Origin of the sequence: Acerihabitans sp. (assembly GCF_036398755.1) — a bacterium.
Lineage (GTDB): Bacteria > Pseudomonadota > Gammaproteobacteria > Enterobacterales > Enterobacteriaceae > Acerihabitans.
Genome location: NZ_DASWOM010000014.1, coordinates 1 through 17,401 on the forward strand (window position 1 = coordinate 1; position 17,401 = coordinate 17,401).

Sequence of the window (17,401 nt, forward strand, 5' to 3'; positions counted from 1 at the left end):
GGCGGTATTAAAGAAACGACCTTTGAAGAGATGATTGCCCGCCACCCTGAGCGTGTGATTGAAATCGCGGTTAAAGGCATGCTGCCAAAAGGCCCGCTGGGTCGTGCAATGTATCGTAAACTGAAAGTTTACAAGGGTACCAAGCACAACCACGCGGCTCAGCAACCGCAAGTTCTGGACATTTAATCGGGATTATAGGCAATGGCTGAAAATCAATACTACGGCACTGGTCGCCGCAAAAGCTCCTCCGCACGCGTCTTCATGAAGCCGGGTAGCGGTAACATCGTTATCAACCAGCGTAGTCTGGATCAGTACTTCGGTCGCGAAACTGCCCGCATGGTAGTTCGTCAGCCGCTGGAACTGGTCGACATGGTTGAAAAACTGGATCTGTACATCACTGTTACCGGTGGCGGCATTTCCGGTCAGGCAGGCGCAATCCGTCACGGTATCACCCGTGCGCTGATGGAATATGATGAATCGCTGCGCGCAGAACTGCGTAAAGCCGGCTTCGTCACCCGCGATGCCCGTAAGGTTGAACGTAAGAAAGTCGGCCTGCGTAAAGCACGTCGCCGTCCGCAGTTCTCCAAACGTTAATTCCCGGCTGTTATTTTTACAGCTGACAAAGCCCGGCACGGTCCGGGCTTTTTTATTTCCCGCGCGTTGATTTAACGTCAAATATCTGATTGCGTCGATTTATTCAACGTGATTTGACACATGCCGTCCCCCTAAACACGCAAAAATCTGGTAAACTGTTAAACACTTTTATGTCTGTTGACGTAACCGGCGTGTTGTCCTGATGGCGCAAGGATGTGGCAAGTCAGTTTTGCCGCGGGTGCGAGGGACCACGTGGCGCCGGTAAGTTATCGGTCAACATTTTCAGGATAGTAGCCGGGCTAGTTGGCTATTCGCGGTATTTTCTAGATAAACTTGGAGGTTTTCATGGCTGTCGCTGCCAACAAACGTTCGGTGATGACGCTGTTTTCCGGCCCGACCGACATTTTTAGCCATCAAGTACGTATTGTACTGGCGGAAAAAGGTGTCAGTGTCGAAATTGAGCAGGTAGAACTTGATAATCTACCCCAGGACCTGATTGACCTCAACCCTTACCGCACCGTACCGACCCTGGTCGATCGCGAACTCACCCTGTATGAATCGCGCATCATCATGGAATACCTCGACGAGCGTTTCCCCCATCCCCCGCTGATGCCGGTTTATCCGGTCGCGCGCGGCACCAGCCGTTTGATGATGCATCGCATCGAAAGCGACTGGTACTCCCTGATGCGCAAGATTGAGCAGGGCAGCGCCCAGGAAGCGGAGAGCGCACGTCGCCAACTGCGCGAGGAACTGCTGGCCGTGGCGCCGGTATTCAACGAAGCGCCGTATTTTATGAGCGAAGAATTCAGCCTGGTGGATTGCTACCTGGCCCCGCTGCTGTGGCGTTTGCCGCAGATGGGCATCGAGCTGGCCGGCGCCGGCGCCAAGGAATTGAAGGGCTATATGACGCGCGTATTTGAGCGTGACGCCTTCCTGGCCTCCTTAACCGAAGCTGAGCGCGAAATGCGCTTGCAAACCCGGGGTTAAGGGTATGGAAGTCTCTCAACTTTCTCCTCGCCGTCCCTATCTGCTCAGGGCGTTCTATGAGTGGCTGCTGGATAATAACCTGACGCCGCACCTGGTGGTGGACGTCACGGTGGACGGCGTATCGGTGCCGATGGAATTCGCCCGCGACGGACAGATTGTCCTCAATATCGCTCCCCGCGCGGTGGCGAGCCTCGAACTCACCAATGCCGAAGTGAGCTTTAACGCGCGCTTTGGCGGTATCCCCCGCCAGGTCAATGTGCCCATCGCCGCCGTGCTGGCCATTTATGCCCGTGAAAACGGCGCCGGCACCATGTTCGAACCGGAAGTCGGCTACGAACAGAATGGCGTGGCGGAAGACGCGTCGACGCTGGATAGCGCGCCTGAAACGGTAATGTCGATTATCGACGGCGACCGTCCCGACAGCGACGATGATAATCATCCCGATGACGAACCGCCCGCGCCGCCGCGTGGCGGACGCCCGTCGCTGCGGGTGGTGAAGTAATAACCAAGCCCTCCCGCCTTGTCAGGGACGGGAGGGCTTGAGCGCCCATCACACTTCCAGGTAGTTCATGATGCCGTCGGCGGCCTTGCGGCCTTCGGCAATGGCGGTCACCACCAGATCGGAACCCCGCACCGCGTCGCCGCCGGCAAAAATCTTCGGATTACTGGTCTGGAACGCGGTTTCACTGTCTTCCGGCGCGATAATCCGTCCCTGGCTGTCCAGCTCGACGCTGAAATCCGCCAGCCACGGCATGCCGTGCGGACGGAAACCAAACGCCATCACCACCGTATCCGCCGCCAGCACGTGTTCAGATCCGGCGATGATCTCGGCACGCCGGCGGCCCTGCGCGTCCGGCTCGCCCATGACGGTGCGCACCATCTTCACGCCGCAGACTTTACCGGCGGCGTCGATTTCAATGCTGACCGGCTGAAGGTTGAACATAAATTCCACCCCTTCCTCACGCGAGTTTTTCACCTCGCGCCGTGAGCCGGGCATGTTTTCCTCATCGCGACGGTAAGCGCAGATGACATGGGTTGCGCCCTGGCGAATCGACGTGCGCACACAGTCCATCGCCGTATCGCCGCCGCCCAGCACCACCACGCGTTTACCTTCCATGCTGACGTATGGCGCCGATTCCGGGTTTTCAAAGCCCATCAGCTGCTTGGTATTGGCAATCAGGAACGGCAGCGCGTCAACCACGCCCGGCGCGTCTTCGTTTTCCAGACCGCCGCGCATCGACTGATAGGTGCCGACGCCGAGGAACACCGCGTCAAACTCACCCAGCAGATCGCTCATCATGATGTCTTTGCCGATGTCGGTATTGAGGCGAAACTCAATGCCCATTTCGCTGAATATCTCGCGGCGCTTTATCATCACCTCTTTTTCCAGCTTGAACGAAGGGATGCCGAAGGTCAGCAGGCCGCCGATTTCCGGATGGCGGTCGAACACCACCGCCTGCACGCCGTTGCGCGTCAGCACGTCGGCGCAGGCAAGACCGGCGGGGCCGGCGCCGATCACCGCCACCCGCTTGCCGGTGGACACGATGCCCGACACGTTGGGCTTCCAGCCCATTTCAATCGCCTTATCGTTGATGTAGCGCTCGATATTACCGATGGTCACGGCGCCGAATTCATCATTCAGCGTACAGGAGCCTTCGCACAGGCGATCCTGCGGACACACGCGCCCGCAGACTTCCGGCAGGCTATTGGTCTGGTGCGACAGCTCGGCCGCTTCGATAATGCGGCCTTCATTGGCCAGCTTCAGCCAGTTGGGGATGTAGTTATGTACCGGACACTTCCACTCACAGTAAGGGTTGCCGCACGAAATACAGCGATCCGCCTGCGCTTTGGACTGCGATTCCGAAAACGGCTCGTAGATTTCCACAAACTCAATTTTCCGGATCTTGAGCGGTTTTTTCGGCGGATCCACACGCTGCAAGTCGATAAATTGATAAACATTTTGACTCATCATTAACCTCTTACTGCGCTTGCACGCGAAGCTCTGCCGCAGAACGGCTGCGGTGACCCAGCAACGCTTTCACATCACTCGATTTTGGTTTAACCAGGGTAAACTTCGACGCCCAGGCAGGCCAGTCGGCCAGGATTTCCTCTCCGCGATGGGAGCCGGTCAGCTGTACATGTTCGGTAATCAGGCCGCGCAGATGTTCTTCATGAATGGCCAATTGCTCCACGTCCAGCACTTCCACCAGCTCGTTATTGACCCGCTTGCGGAAATCGCCCTGTTCATCCAGCACATAAGCGAAGCCGCCGGTCATGCCCGCGCCGAAATTGACGCCGGTACGGCCCAGCACGCAGACGATGCCGCCGGTCATGTATTCACAGCCGTTATCGCCGATCCCTTCCACCACGGTAATGGCGCCGGAGTTGCGCACGGCGAACCGCTCGCCGGCACGCCCGGCGGCAAACAGTTTGCCCCCGGTGGCGCCGTACAGGCAGGTATTACCGATAATGGTAGCCTCATGGCTGCGAAACGCCGACCCCACCGGCGGACGGATAACGATGCTGCCGCCGGCCATGCCTTTGCCGACATAGTCGTTGGCGTCGCCGGTCAGGGTCAGCTCCACGCCGCCGGCGTTCCAGACGCCGAAGCTCTGGCCCGCGGTGCCGGTGAAAAAGGCCTTGATGGGATCGGCGGACAGTCCCTGGTCGCCGTGCTGCGCGGCTATGGCGCCGGACAGCATGGCGCCCACCGAACGATCGGTGTTGTGGATATCGTAATAAAACGTCTTGCTCTGACGCAGCTCCACATACGGATTGGCCTGTTCCAGCAGGGTTTTGTTCATCAGGCCCTTGTCGAACGGCGGATTGCTGCTTTCCGTGCAATACAGCGCCTTGCCCGGATGCGGCGTGGCGGTTTTCAGCAGCGGCGACAGATCCAGCTTATGCTGCTTGGCGGAAATGCCGTCCAGCTCCAGCAGCAGGTCGGTGCGGCCGATCAAATCCACCAGCCGGGTCACCCCCAGCTCCGCCATGATTTCGCGGGTTTCCCGGGCGATAAAGCGGAAGTAGTTGGTCACCAGTTCCGGCAGCCCGTGATAATGATCGCGGCGCAGCTTTTCATCCTGGGTGGCCACGCCGGTGGCGCAGTTGTTCAGATGGCAGATGCGCAAATATTTACAGCCCAGCGCTACCATCGGACCGGTGCCGAAACCGAAGCTTTCCGCGCCGAGGATCGCCGCCTTGATAATGTCCTGGCCGGTTTTCAGGCCGCCGTCCACCTGCAGGCGGATCTTATGGCGCAGGCCGTTGGCCACCAGCGCCTGCTGGGTTTCCACCAGTCCGAGTTCCCAGGGGGAGCCCGCGTATTTCACCGACGACAATGGGCTGGCGCCGGTGCCGCCGTCGTAGCCGGCGATGGTGATCAAATCCGCATAGGCCTTCGCCACGCCGGTGGCGATAGTGCCGACGCCGGGTTCGGAAACCAGTTTGACCGAAATCAGCGCTTTCGGATTTACCTGTTTCAAGTCGAAAATCAGCTGCGCCAAATCCTCGATGGAATAAATATCATGATGGGGCGGCGGAGAAATCAGCGTTACGCCGGGCACCGAATAGCGCAGTTTGGCGATATACGGAGTAACCTTGTCGCCCGGTAGCTGGCCGCCTTCGCCCGGTTTGGCCCCCTGCGCCACCTTGATCTGGATAACGTCGGCGTTGACCAGGTAGGCCGGGGTAACGCCGAAGCGTCCGGAGGCGACCTGCTTGATGCGCGAGACTTTGTTGGTGCCGTAACGTACCGGGTCTTCACCGCCTTCGCCGGAGTTTGAGAAACCACCCAGGCCGTTCATGGCCATCGCCAGCGACTCGTGGGCTTCCGGGCTGAGAGCGCCGATGGACATGGCGGCGGTGTCAAAGCGTTTAAACAGGTTTTCCGCCGGCTCTACCTGGTCAAGAGGCACCGGGTTGCCGTCGGGCTTGATTGCCAGCAGGTCGCGCAGCATGGCGATGGGACGTTCGTTGACCAGTTTGGCGTACTGCTTATAATCGCCGTACTCGCCGCTTTGCACCGCCCGCTGCAGGGTCTTGACCACGTCCGGGTTGTAGGCGTGGTATTCGCCGCCGTGGACATACTTCAGCAGGCCTCCCTGGTCCAGGGGTTTGCGTTTCAGCCAGGCGCGTTTGGACAGGTTCAGCAGATCTTGTTCAAATTCACTGAAGCTGGCGCCGCCGATGCGGCTGACCACGCCCTGGAAGCACAGATCCGTCAGCTCGCGATGCAGGCCGACCGCTTCAAACAGCTTGGAACAGCGGTACGAGGCCACGGTGGAGATGCCCATCTTGGACATGATCTTGTACAGGCCTTTATTGATGCCGTTGCGGTAGTTCAGCATCACGCTGCGGTAGTCTTTTTCGAGGGTGCCGTTGTCGATCATCGCCGCCAGCGTTTCATAGGCCAGGTAGGGATAGACGGCGGTGGCGCCAAAGCCGATCAGCACCGCAAAATGATGCGGGTCGCGGGTGCTGGCCGTTTCCACTATCAGGTTGGCGTCGCAGCGCAGGTTTTTTTCCACCAGGCGGGTATGGATGGCGCCCACCGCCATCGGCGCGGGCACCGGCAGCCGGGAGGGGGAAATGGCCCGGTCGGTCAGCACCAGCAGCACCGTGCCCTGGCGCACTTTCTCTTCCGCGTCGTCGCACAGCTTGAGCAGCGTCTGGTGCATATCGCGCTCGCTGGGATCGTAGGTAATATCCAGCTTATCGGCGCGGTAGTGGCTCTCTTCCTGGGTAGTCAGCTGGGTAAAGTCGGAGTAGAGCAGGATCGGCGATTTAAACGCCAGACGGAAAGCCTGCCCTTCCGCTTCGCAGAACACGTTCATTTCACGGCCGATGCAGGTAGCCAGCGACATAACGTGGGCTTCGCGCAGGGAATCGATAGGCGGATTGGTCACCTGGGCAAACTGCTGGCGGAAATAATCGTAAATCACGCGCGGCCGGCTCGACAACACGGCAAAGGGGGTATCATCGCCCATGGAGCCGGTGGCTTCCTGGCCGTTCTCGCCCAGCACGCGCAGGATGGAGTCCAGTTCCTCGTTGGAATAGCCGAACTGCTTCTGGTAGGTTTCCAGCAGGGTATTGTCCAGTTCGCGGTGGCCGACCTGATCGTCGGACAGCTCTTCGAACGGCGTCAGGCGGCGCACGTTCTTTTCCATCCACTCTTTATAGGGATGGCGGCTTTTCAGGTCGTCATCGGTTTCCGCCGAGTGCAGTATGCGCCCGTTGCGGGTATCGATCACCATCAGCTCGCCGGGGCCGACGCGGCCCTTTTCCACCACTTCGTCGGGCTGATAATCCCAGATGCCCACTTCGGAGGCGCAGGTGATAAGCTTATCGGTGGTGATGACATAACGCGCCGGACGCAGGCCGTTGCGGTCCAGGTTGCAGGCGGCGAAACGGCCGTCGGACATCACCAGCCCCGCCGGTCCGTCCCACGGCTCCATGTGCATGGAGTTGAAGTCGAAGAAGGCGCGCAGCTCCGGGTCCATATTGGGGTTGTTCTGCCAGGCCGGCGGCACCAGCAGGCGCATGGCGCGAATCAGGTCCATGCCGCCGCTCAGGAACAGCTCGAGCATATTATCCAGCGAGCTGGAGTCGGAACCGGTTTCGTTAACGAACGGCGCCGCGTCCTGCAAATCCGGGATAAGCGGCGTCTTCAGCTTATAGGCGCGCGCGCGCGCCCACTGCCGGTTGCCGGTAATGGTGTTGATTTCGCCGTTGTGCGCCAGGTAGCGGAACGGTTGCGCCAGGGGCCAGCGCGGCACGGTATTGGTGGAGAAGCGCTGGTGGAACAGGCAAATGGCCGATTCCAACCGCAGATCCGCCAGATCCAGGTAAAAACGCGGCAGATCCGCCGGCATGCACAGGCCTTTATAAATAGTCACCAGATTGGAGAGGCTGCATACGTAAAAACTGTCGTCGGCCACGCGTTTTTCTATACGGCGGCGCGCCACGTACAGACGGCGTTCCATATCACGGGGACGCCAGCCCGCCGGGGCGTTAACAAAAATCTGTTCGATACGGGGCAGCGAGGAGAGCGCGATTTCACCCAGGACATCAGGATTGATGGGAACCTCACGCCAGCCGACTATCGACAGCGTTTCATTTTGCAGTTCCTCTTCGACGATGCGGCGACTGGCGCGGGCTTCTTCTTCATCCCTGCTCAGGAAAATCATGCCGACCGCGTAGTTTTTCGCCAGCCGCCAGCCGCGCTCCTGCGCCACCATCTGATAGAAGCGATCCGGTTTTTGCAACAGCAGGCCGCAGCCGTCGCCGGTCTTGCCGTCAGCCAGGATCGCGCCCCGATGCTGCATACGGGCCAGCGCATGGATAGCGGTTCGCACCACCTTGTGGCTGGGCTCGCCTTCTATATGGGCAATCAGGCCGAAGCCGCAGTTGTCCTTCTCTTGGGATTCATCGTACAACATATCTTGGACCTCCCCAGGCTCCAGGTGACTCTCACAACCTACGGCGAGGAGGCGTATCCGTATTGAGCGGTAGCGGATTGGCATCCCGCTGTTCCACTCTCTCCAGTTAACCTCATCGTGGCGGTCTTTGCTCTTGATAAACGACTTGCTTTAAGAAGGAGTCTTTATAACTGCATAATTATGACGAGTCGTTAACCCGTCCAGAATTCTTCCAGCAGCCTTCCAAACTAACGATAAACGCCGCGCAGGTCAAATCCGGTTGCCAAGGGGATTAAATCGTCCACCAGGCGGATTATATTATTGATAATTAATATGTTAATGCCTGTTTAACCGCGACTTTGGCGATGTTGAAGGCCCGCGCCGAAATGCGCTGTCTCACTATAGTGCAGCGCTACTATCTCTGCACCATGCTAGTGCCGCGATACATAACAGCAGGATCTGCTGGTAAGCGGATTTTTTGCCGTGTATGCCACTGTTTTGTCGCGATAGTGACATTATGAATGATTCGCCTGGAGAAAATAAGAATTTTTAATTAGTGATAATTGATTTTATTCTCATCTTCTTTGCATAACTATGCGTATTGGCTCAGGGCGGAGACCGGTATTGATCGATATCATCACGGCAGCCGGGCAAATCGGCTAGTCTGGACGACCTTTACCGGTCGGGATCACCAGAATATGCAGTTGCTGCAGGTAGTCAATATGTTTGGCGGCGATCTACTGCGCCGCTATGGGCAAAAAGTCTATAAACTCGCGCTGCACGGGGGGTTTAGCTGCCCCAATCGCGACGGCACCCTCGGACGCGGGGGCTGTACGTTTTGCAATGTCGCCTCCTTCGCCGACGAACAAAGCCGATTTCACAGCGTCGCCGAGCAGGTGTCCGGGCAGGCGGCCAGCGCCGACCGGGCCAAACGCTACCTGGCCTATTTCCAGGCCTATACCAGTACTTATGCAGAAGTGAAGGTTTTGGACCATCTTTACCGCGAGGCGCTGGCCCAGGCCGATATCGTCGGCATCTGCGTCGGCACCCGGCCGGATTGCGCGCCGCCCGAGGTGCTGGATTTGCTGGCCGGCTACCAGCGCGAGGGATATGAAGTCTGGCTGGAGCTGGGGCTGCAAAGCGCGCAGGATAAAACCCTGCACCGTATCAATCGTGGTCATGATTTCGCCTGCTACCGGCGCACCGTGGCGGCGGCGCGGCGGCGCGGCCTGCGCGTATGTACCCATCTGATTATCGGCCTGCCGGGCGAAGGCGCGGCGGAGTGCCTGTCAACCCTTAATCAGGTACTGGCGGCGGGCGTCGACGGCCTGAAGCTGCATCCGCTGCTGCTGGTCGAGGGCAGCGTCATGGCCAGGGCCTGGCGGGCGGGACGGCTCGCCGCCATCTCTATGGACGATTATACCGCCATTGCCGGCGACATGATCCGCCGCACGCCCGCGCGGGTTGTCTTCCACCGCATCTGCGCCAGCGCCCGCCCGCCGACCCTGCTTGCCCCGTTGTGGTGCGCCAATCACTGGAACGGTATGAATGCCCTGTATAATAACCTCAGAACGCAGGGCGTCCAGGGCAGCGCGCTGGGCATGCCGTTCCGGCCCCGGGCCTGACGGCCTTATCCACGGCGACGTCACGTATGAAATCGTTTTTTACGGTATGATTGACGGCATCATCACCCAAGGAAACCGTTATGAAGCAAATCCGCCTGCTGGCGCAATATTACGTCGACCTGATGGTCAAGTTGGGGCTGGTCCGTTTTTCGCTGCTGCTGGCGTCGGCGCTGGTGGTGCTGGCCATGATAGTGCAGTTGGCCGTGACCATGCTGCTGCGTGGCGAGGTGGAAAGCATCGACGTGGTGCGTTCAATATTTTTCGGCCTGCTGATCACCCCCTGGGCGGTGTATTTTCTATCGGTGGTGGTCGAACAGCTCGAGGAGTCCCGCCAGCGGCTGGCGCGGCTGGTGGATAAGCTTGAGGAAATGCGCAACCGCGACCTGCGGCTCAACCAGCAGTTGCAGGATAACATCGCGCATTTAAACCAGGAGATTGCCGACCGCGAGAAGGCGGAGGATGCCCGCCAGCGCGCCATGGTCAAGCTGACCGAGGAGATGGCCCGGCGCGAGCAGGCGCAAATCGAGCTGGAACAGCAGTCGTCGCTGCTGCGCTCATTCCTCGACGCGTCCCCCGACCTGGTTTATTACCGCAATGAAAACAAGGAATTTTCCGGCTGCAACCGCGCGACGGAACTGCTGGTGGGCAAAAGCGAGAAGCAGTTGGTGGGGCTGACCCCGCGGGATGTTTATGCGCCGGAAATCGCGGAAAAAGTCATCGAAACCGATGAAAAGGTTTTTCGCCATAACGTATCGCTGACCTACGAACAGTGGCTGGTCTATCCCGACGGGCGCAAGGCCTGTTTTGAGCTGCGCAAGGTGCCTTTTTACGACCGGGTGGGCAAGCGGCACGGCCTGATGGGTTTCGGCCGCGATATAACCGAGCGTAAGCGCTACCAGGACGCGCTGGAGAACGCCAGCAGGGAGAAGACCACCTTTATCTCAACCATCAGCCACGAGCTGCGTACGCCGCTTAACGGCATCGTCGGCTTGAGCCGCATCCTGCTCGATACCCAGCTGAATCAGGAGCAGCTCAGCTACCTGAAGACCATCCACGTCAGCGCCATTACCCTGGGCTATATTTTCAACGATATTATCGAAATGGATAAACTGGAGCGGCGCAAGGTGCAACTGGACAACCAGCCGCTGGATTTTGCCGCCTTCCTCACCGATCTGGAAAACCTCTCCGGCCTGCTGGTACAGCCCAAGGGGTTGGCGCTGGTGATGCAGCCGCGCGAGCCGCTGCCGGGCACCGTTCTTGCCGACGGCACCCGCCTGCGCCAGATACTGTGGAATCTGATCGGCAACGCGGTGAAGTTTACCCCGCGCGGTGAAATCATTATCCGTGTCCTGCGGGAAAAAGACGATCTGCTGTGCTTTGAGGTGCAGGACTCCGGCATCGGCATTCCCCAGGACGAGCAGGACAAGATTTTTGCCATGTATTACCAGGTCAAGGATCAGAACGGCGGCAAGCCCGCCACCGGCACCGGCATTGGCCTCGCGGTGTCAAAACGCCTGGCGCAGGCCATGGGCGGCGATATCCGGGTGAAAAGCCGGCCGGGCGAGGGTTCGTGCTTCAGCCTGACCATAGCGGCGCCGGAGGTGCAGCCGGCGCCGAAGGACGAAGACGAGGACATGCCGTTGCCGGCGCTTAACGTGCTGCTGGTGGAGGACATTGAACTGAATGTGGTGGTGGCGCGCTCGGTGCTTGAGAAGCTGGGCAGCAGCGTGGATGTGGCGATGACCGGCAGCGACGCGCTGGAGATGTTTGATCCCGATGAATATGATCTGGTGCTGCTGGATATTCAACTGCCGGATATGACAGGGCTGGATATTTCGCGCGAACTGCGAAGGCGTTATGCCGGGCGGGACTTGCCGCCGCTGATTGCCCTGACCGCCAACGTGCTGAAAAACAAACAGGAATATCTCGATGCCGGCATGGACGATGTGCTGAGCAAGCCGCTGGCGGTGTCGGCCCTGACCGAGGTGATCCAGCGCTTCTGGGATCATCCCGACGATCGGCCGGACAGCGGCGACGCCGCGGCGCCGCCCGCGCTGCAGCCCATACTGGATACCGCAATGCTGGAGCAGTATCTGGACCTGGTCGGACCCTCCCTGATACACCAGGGCCTGGAGATGTTCGAGAAGATGATGCCGGGTTATATGACCCTCCTGTCGACCAATATGACCGCGCGCGACCAGCACGGCATCACCGACGAAGGCCATAAAATCAAAGGAGCCGCCGGCTCGATAGGCCTGGTACACCTGCAACAGCTGGCCCAGCAGATCCAGTCGCCGGAACTGCCGGCCTGGTGGGATAACGTGCAGGAGTGGGTGGATGAACTGGGGCAGGAGTGGCGTAACGATGTGCAAACGCTGCGGGAGTGGGTACGGGACGCTGAAAAAAAATGACCCCGACCGAGGCCGGGGTGCGCGAAGATTGCGCCAACACCAGGGAAACAGATACCCGCCAATTCTTCTCAGGTGTTGTTGGTTGGCAGGATGACAAAATTCATTAAGCGTTAATTTCAACATAGCAAAAGAACGCAGTAATGTTACAAGAACCATTAAAATTTGGGATGTAGAATAGACTTTGTCAATAGAAATAATATTTTCACCGGCCTGATGGAAGCGAGGAAATTTATGAAACGCGTTGGCGTCGTGTTGAGTGGATGTGGCGTGAATGATGGTAGCGAAATTCACGAAGCGGTACTGACGTTACTGGCCCTGGACCGGGCCGGGGCGCAGGCGGTATGCTTTGCGCCGGACAAGTCACAGGCTCTTGTTATTGATCACTTTTCCGGCGTGGAAACGGCCGAAAAGCGCAACGTGCTGGTAGAGTCCGCGCGTATAGCGCGCGGCCAAATCCGTCCGCTGTCGGAGGCGCGCGCGGACGACCTGGACGCACTGATCGTACCGGGGGGATCCGGTGTATTACTGAACCTGAGCGATATCGGCGGTCAGGGAACCGGGGGAGAGGTGGATGCGGATTTACGACGCCTGACCCGGGAAATACATAAGCAACGTAAAGCAATCGGCTTTATTTGCATCGCGCCGGCGCTGTTGCCGAAACTGATTGATACGCCGCTGCGGCTGACCATCGGCACCGATAACGATACCGCGGAAATGATCGAGGATATGGGGGGCATTCATGTGGTGTGCCCGGTGGATGACATTGTGGTCGATGCCGACAACAAAGTGATCACCACGCCCGGCTATATGCTGGCCACCTCCATCACCGAGGCGGCCAAAGGCATCGATAAACTGGTGGCGCGGGTGCTGGAATTTACCGCATGAAGCTCAGGGGCCGCGGGTTTTCCGCAGCGCGCGCGGCGAAATGGCTGCTTGCGGCGTGCGCTGCGCTTGCCGGCGCGTGGCTGGCGGCGGTGATATTGTTCGCCTTTGTGCCGGTGCCCTTTTCGGCGGTCATGGTGGAGCGTCAGCTGGGGGCTTGGCTGCACGGCGATTTTGACTATGTCGCCCATTCCGATTGGGTCGGCATGAACGATATTTCACCGAACATGGCGCTGGCGGTGATTGCGGCCGAGGATCAGAAGTTCGCGCAGCACTGGGGATTTGATATCGACGCCATCCAGGCGGCCGCGGCGCATAACGAACGCAGCCAGCGGATGCGCGGCGCATCCACCATTTCCCAGCAAACGGCGAAAAACCTGCTGTTGTGGAACGGGCGCAGCTGGACGCGCAAGGGCCTGGAGGCCGGTATTACCCTGGCGATGGAGGGAGTCTGGACCAAGCGGCGCATTCTGACGGTGTATTTGAATATCGCCGAGTTTGGCGAGGGGACCTTCGGCGTGGAAGCGGCGGCGCAGCGTTTTTTCCATAAGCCGGCCAGCCGACTGACAGCCTCTGAAGCGGCGCTGCTGGCGGCGGTGTTGCCGAACCCGCTGCTTTTTCGCGCCAATGCGCCGTCGCGTTATGTGCAGATGCGCCAGCAATGGATCATGCGCCAGATGCGCCAGATGGGCGGCGAAGATTACCTGCGGGACAATCGCCTGCGCTGAAGGCCCATGAAGGCCGATAGCCGGCCTGCCGCGCCATGCGGACGAAACATCTCGCCCGCGTGGTGGATTATTTAATATAGGTAAACGCGGTGGTAACGTGCTTGACGCCGCTGACCTGGCTGGCGGTTTGCGCCGCCGCCTTGCCCTCTTCGCTGGTTACCAGTCCCAGCAGGAAGACTTCGCCGTTCTCGGTGGTCACCTTGACATTGGAGGATTTCACCGCGTCGCTGGCCAGCAGCTGCGAGCGGATCTTGGTGGTTATCCAGGTGTCCATCGAGGCGCGTCCCAGGTTGACCGGCTGTCCCAGGCGGATTTCGTTATACACATCGGTGGCGCCGTCGACGCCTACCACGATTTGTTTGGCCCGGGTGGCGAGTTCAGCGGTGGGCGCCTGGCCGGTCAACAACACCTTGCCCTGATAGGCGGTCGCCACAATGCGCGTTTCCTTCTTGATCTGGGCGTCTTTGGCCAAGGCGTTGCCGACACGGGCTTCCAGCGTGCCGTCATCGACCTGGGTGCCTACCGTGCGGGGATCGGAGGCGGTTTTCGTTGCCACCGCCGCGCTGCCGACCACCACCGCGCCTACACACCCCTGAAGCAACAGGGCGGTGGACAGCAGTACAAAGGGGAGACGAACCTTCATTTGAGCTCCTTAATCGTCCTGGTGGGGAAACAATGAATTATCAATAAGATCGCATAAGCAATTCACCGTCAGCATGTGCATTTCCTGTATGCGCGCGCTGCGGTGGGAAGGAATGCGGATTTCAACGTCCTGCTGGCCGAGCAGGCCGGCCAGTTCGCCGCCGTCGTAACCCGTCAGGGCGATAATGGTCATATCGCGTGTTACCGCCGCCTCCACCGCCTTCACAATATCACGGCTGTTGCCCCGGGTGGAAATGGCGAGCAGAATATCGCCGGCCTGTCCCAGCGCCCGCACCTGCTTGGCGTAGATTTCCTGATGCAGGCGGTCGTTGGCGATGGCGGTCAGCACCACGCTGTCGGCGTTCAACGCCACCGCCGGCAGGCTTGGACGCTCGGTTTCATAGCGGTTGATCATGCTGGCGGCGAAATGCTGCGCGTTGGCGGCGGAAGTGCCGTTGCCGCAGCATAAAATTTTATTACCGCTGAGCAATGCCTGCACCAGGGCCGTAGCGGCGCGGGATATGGCGTCGGGCAATGCTTCCGCCGCCGCGATTTGGGTTTGGATACTTTCTGTAAAACACGCTTTGATTCTTTCCAGCACGGTAGTTAAGCCTAATCTGTAATAAATGAAGTAGCGGTTAGCCCGATGCGCCGAAGGCGTTTACCAGCCATTCTACGCGGCAACCGGTAATGGCCAGGATATCGAAACGGCAAGGGGATGTGTCAAGGCTTTCACCCCGGCGCGCCAGCCAGACCGCGGCCGCCAGCAATAACCGGCGCCGCTTGTGAATGGTGATGCTTTCGGCGGCGCCGCCGAAAGCATCATTACGACGATAGCGCACTTCGACAAATACCCAGGCGCGGCGTTCCCGCATGATTAAATCGATTTCGCCGCCGCGCACCCGCATATTGGCGGCGACGAAGCGCAGCCCGGCCTCTTCCAGATACCGGCGCGCCAGATGTTCCGCCTGCGCGCCGGTCCGCTGTCGGTTTAGAGTGCCTGTACCAATTTTCCCTGTTGGTATTTCAGCCAAGATAACTTCCTGTTAATCACACAATCCGGGGTTGCCGAGAGCTGGCCGGTTTCGCCCGCCACCTGGAAACCGGGGATCTGGCGCATTTCAGAGAAATGGTTAACCAGCGTCCAGGCGTCCATGCCCATGGCGTACAACCGCACCAGCGAATAATCTTCCTTGAACTGCGCGCTGGTCTGCTGCAACAGGCCGGGATTGGTTCCCGCCAGCAGCGGAATATCGCTGAATTCCAGCCCTTCCATTTCCAGACGGTAGTCCGGACCGGCGTCGGCCTGGTAGCTGCGCGAGCTGGCGTACAGGCCAAGGCGCGCGCGCGAGCTGGTGCGCATGTCGATCATGGGTTTGATCAGCGCCAGGTCGGACGGCGTGGCGATAATATACACCGCGTCGACGCCGCCGCCGGCGGTAGGTGATATCGCCGCATCGCTCGGCGGCGCCGGGATGGTCAGCCCGGCAATGGTCACCGACTGCGGCTGCGACGGTGCCGCGGTCGACACCGGCTGGCCGGAAAGCTGGATGCCGGCGCCGCTGTTGATGGACTGCTTCAGTTCACCGATCGACCCGATACGCTGCTCAAGCACGGTGCCGCCGCCAGCCTTGGTCCAGGCATCGGCAAAGGCCTTGACGATGCGATCGCCCAGCGACCCGCGCGGTACCAGCAATAATGGCTGCTGCCGGTGCTGCTGGAAAATATGGTTGGCGGCGTCGCGGGCTTCATCTTCCGGCGACAGGGAAAAATAACAGATATTCGGCCGGTTCTGCAGATGCTCTGGCTGGTTAAGGGCCAGGATATTCATCGTGCTCTGGCTGGCGTAAAGCTGTTCCACCTCGTTTTTCAGCAGCGGCCCGACAATGATGGTCGCGCCTTCCTGCTGGGCCTGCGCCAGCAGCGCCGGCAGCGGCTGGCTGGATGTGTCATAGACCTTCACCTGGGCATTGCTTGCCGCGCCGGCGGCAACGGGCACGGCGGCCGGCTGCGTCGCCGCGGCGGTGTCGGCCGCCGGCGCCGTGGCGTCGGACGGCGCGGTGACCACCGTTGCCGCCTGCTGCGCGGCGTCGCCAACGGCGGGCGTTGCCTGGGTTGTCGCGCCAACGTCGGCGGGCGCGGGCGTATTCAGGCCGTTCTTGGCGGCATTGAAACCCTGCTGTATGGCGTTGGAAAACACCTGGGCCTGGCCGTTCATCGGCAGGAACAGGGCGATTTGCCCGGCCGAGGAGGGCTGGTAGTTGATGACCTGGTTTAGCTGGGTCGGCAGGGCCTTGGCCGCCGGATTCTGTGGATAGCGGGTCTGCCAATCCTTGATGCCGGCTTTCAGCAGGGCAGGATCCTGTTTATTGTCCTGATAGACATGCTGCAAATCCAGCCAGCCCTGGAGGACGTTTTCATTGGCGTTTATCACCAGGCCCGCCTGCGGCTGGGCGGAAAACGCCAGCAGAGTTTGCCAGGTCTGGTCGATATTCTGCTGGCGCGCGGCCGGGTCGGTCAACAGCGGCTCCTGGGCAATATAGGCGCGCAGCAGATCCAGCGACGGCTGCTGGCCGGCGCCCGCGGCGATGCGCACCTGCAGGAAGCGGGCCTGCTGCTCCTGGGAGAGCTGGCCGGGGTCGAGTTTTTGCAGCGCGACCGTTGCGTCCTGCGGTCGTTTTTGCGCGACGGCAAGCTCGGCGGCCAGCAAAAGCTGCTCGCGCTGTTGGACATCGGTCAGCGCTTGGGGTAGCGTGCCGAGCAACTGCTGCGCCCGATCGGTCTGGCCTTCGTTAATCAATGCGTGAATGGCGAGTAATTGAAAGTCGGTCTTGCTATCATTGCCCGCCTGCTGCATTTGTTGCAGGTAATAATCGGCGTTGGCGCCGGCCTTGACCTGGCCTCCTCCGGCCGGGGCCTGCGGCGCCTGTCCGGAACACGCGGCGAGGATCAGCGCAGCCAGCACGACGGGTAGAACACGCCCTGTTTTAAAACCCATGACATATGAGTAAAGCATTCTGTATCCAGTGATGTTTTTTTCAAGATGCTCAATATTAAATCGGCAATCCGGATGAGACAATGAATCAACACCAACAAGCAGATATTTCCGCATC

14 protein-coding genes are annotated in these 17,401 nt (G+C 59.7%); 8 read left to right on the forward strand and 6 right to left on the reverse strand.

Annotation, left to right across the window (positions count from 1 at the left end; all coding sequences use genetic code 11):
* From VGC33_RS02140 to sspB, 4 genes are all read left to right on the forward strand, one after another.
* The coding region (locus VGC33_RS02140; protein WP_331118555.1) for an uL13 family ribosomal protein at positions 1–186 on the forward strand (186 nt) is incomplete at its 5' end.
* A gap of 15 nt (positions 187–201) precedes the next feature.
* Positions 202–594, forward strand: a complete 393-nt coding sequence (gene rpsI / locus VGC33_RS02145) for a 30S ribosomal protein S9 (protein WP_162366275.1) — start codon at positions 202–204, stop codon at positions 592–594.
* A 345-nt stretch (positions 595–939) separates the two neighbouring features.
* The gene (gene sspA, locus VGC33_RS02150; RefSeq protein WP_331118559.1) at positions 940–1,581 is read left to right on the forward strand and encodes a stringent starvation protein SspA; all 642 of its coding nucleotides are present in this window, start codon (positions 940–942) and stop codon (positions 1,579–1,581) included.
* A gap of 4 nt (positions 1,582–1,585) precedes the next feature.
* Positions 1,586–2,083, forward strand: a complete 498-nt coding sequence (gene sspB / locus VGC33_RS02155; RefSeq protein WP_331118561.1) for a ClpXP protease specificity-enhancing factor — start codon at positions 1,586–1,588, stop codon at positions 2,081–2,083.
* Positions 2,084–2,131: 48 nt separating this feature from the next.
* Here the strand turns inward: sspB and VGC33_RS02160 are convergent, their stop codons facing one another.
* On the reverse strand, positions 2,132–3,550 hold the full coding sequence (locus tag VGC33_RS02160) for a glutamate synthase small subunit (RefSeq protein WP_331118563.1): 1,419 nt from the start codon (positions 3,548–3,550) through the stop codon (positions 2,132–2,134).
* Between the two features lie 10 nt (positions 3,551–3,560).
* Complete coding sequence (gltB, locus tag VGC33_RS02165; RefSeq protein WP_331118565.1) at positions 3,561–8,021, reverse strand: glutamate synthase large subunit; 4,461 nt, start codon at positions 8,019–8,021, stop codon at positions 3,561–3,563.
* Between the two features lie 677 nt (positions 8,022–8,698).
* Here gltB and mnmL point away from each other — a divergent pair.
* The 4 genes from mnmL to mtgA all read left to right on the forward strand — a co-directional run bounded on the left by mnmL (position 8,699) and on the right by mtgA (position 13,646).
* Positions 8,699–9,625 carry a tRNA modification radical SAM protein MnmL/YtqA gene (gene mnmL, locus VGC33_RS02170; RefSeq protein WP_331118567.1) on the forward strand — a complete coding sequence of 309 codons (927 nt, stop codon included), beginning with the start codon at positions 8,699–8,701 and terminating at the stop codon, positions 9,623–9,625.
* Positions 9,626–9,705: 80 nt separating this feature from the next.
* Entirely contained in the window at positions 9,706–12,036 is a 2,331-nt protein-coding gene (gene arcB / locus VGC33_RS02175) for an aerobic respiration two-component sensor histidine kinase ArcB (protein ID WP_331118569.1), read from the forward strand.
* Between the two features lie 231 nt (positions 12,037–12,267).
* Positions 12,268–12,921, forward strand: coding sequence for an isoprenoid biosynthesis glyoxalase ElbB (gene elbB, locus VGC33_RS02180; RefSeq protein WP_331118571.1), 654 nt, complete (start codon positions 12,268–12,270; stop codon positions 12,919–12,921).
* Positions 12,918–13,646: a monofunctional biosynthetic peptidoglycan transglycosylase gene (gene mtgA, locus VGC33_RS02185; protein ID WP_331118573.1), complete on the forward strand. Its 729-nt coding sequence runs from the start codon at positions 12,918–12,920 to the stop codon at positions 13,644–13,646. Before elbB ends, mtgA begins: the two co-directional genes overlap by 4 nt.
* Before the next feature lie 67 nt (positions 13,647–13,713).
* On the opposite strand, the gene dolP is transcribed toward mtgA, so the two are convergent.
* Genes dolP through VGC33_RS02205 form a run of 4 tightly spaced genes read right to left on the reverse strand, consistent with a single transcriptional unit; the run spans position 13,714 to position 17,304 of the window.
* Entirely contained in the window at positions 13,714–14,289 is a 576-nt protein-coding gene (gene dolP / locus VGC33_RS02190; RefSeq protein ID WP_331118575.1) for a division/outer membrane stress-associated lipid-binding lipoprotein, read from the reverse strand.
* 9 nt (positions 14,290–14,298) lie between these two features.
* Positions 14,299–14,889 (reverse strand): DnaA initiator-associating protein DiaA, encoded by a 591-nt coding sequence (gene diaA, locus VGC33_RS02195; protein WP_331118577.1) that lies wholly within the window; start codon positions 14,887–14,889, stop codon positions 14,299–14,301.
* Between the two features lie 37 nt (positions 14,890–14,926).
* On the reverse strand, positions 14,927–15,322 hold the full coding sequence (locus VGC33_RS02200) for a YraN family protein (protein ID WP_331118579.1): 396 nt from the start codon (positions 15,320–15,322) through the stop codon (positions 14,927–14,929).
* Positions 15,280–17,304, reverse strand: a complete 2,025-nt coding sequence (locus VGC33_RS02205) for a penicillin-binding protein activator (protein ID WP_331118581.1) — start codon at positions 17,302–17,304, stop codon at positions 15,280–15,282. Before VGC33_RS02205 ends, VGC33_RS02200 begins: the two co-directional genes overlap by 43 nt.
* Between the last annotated feature and the right edge of the window lie 97 nt (positions 17,305–17,401).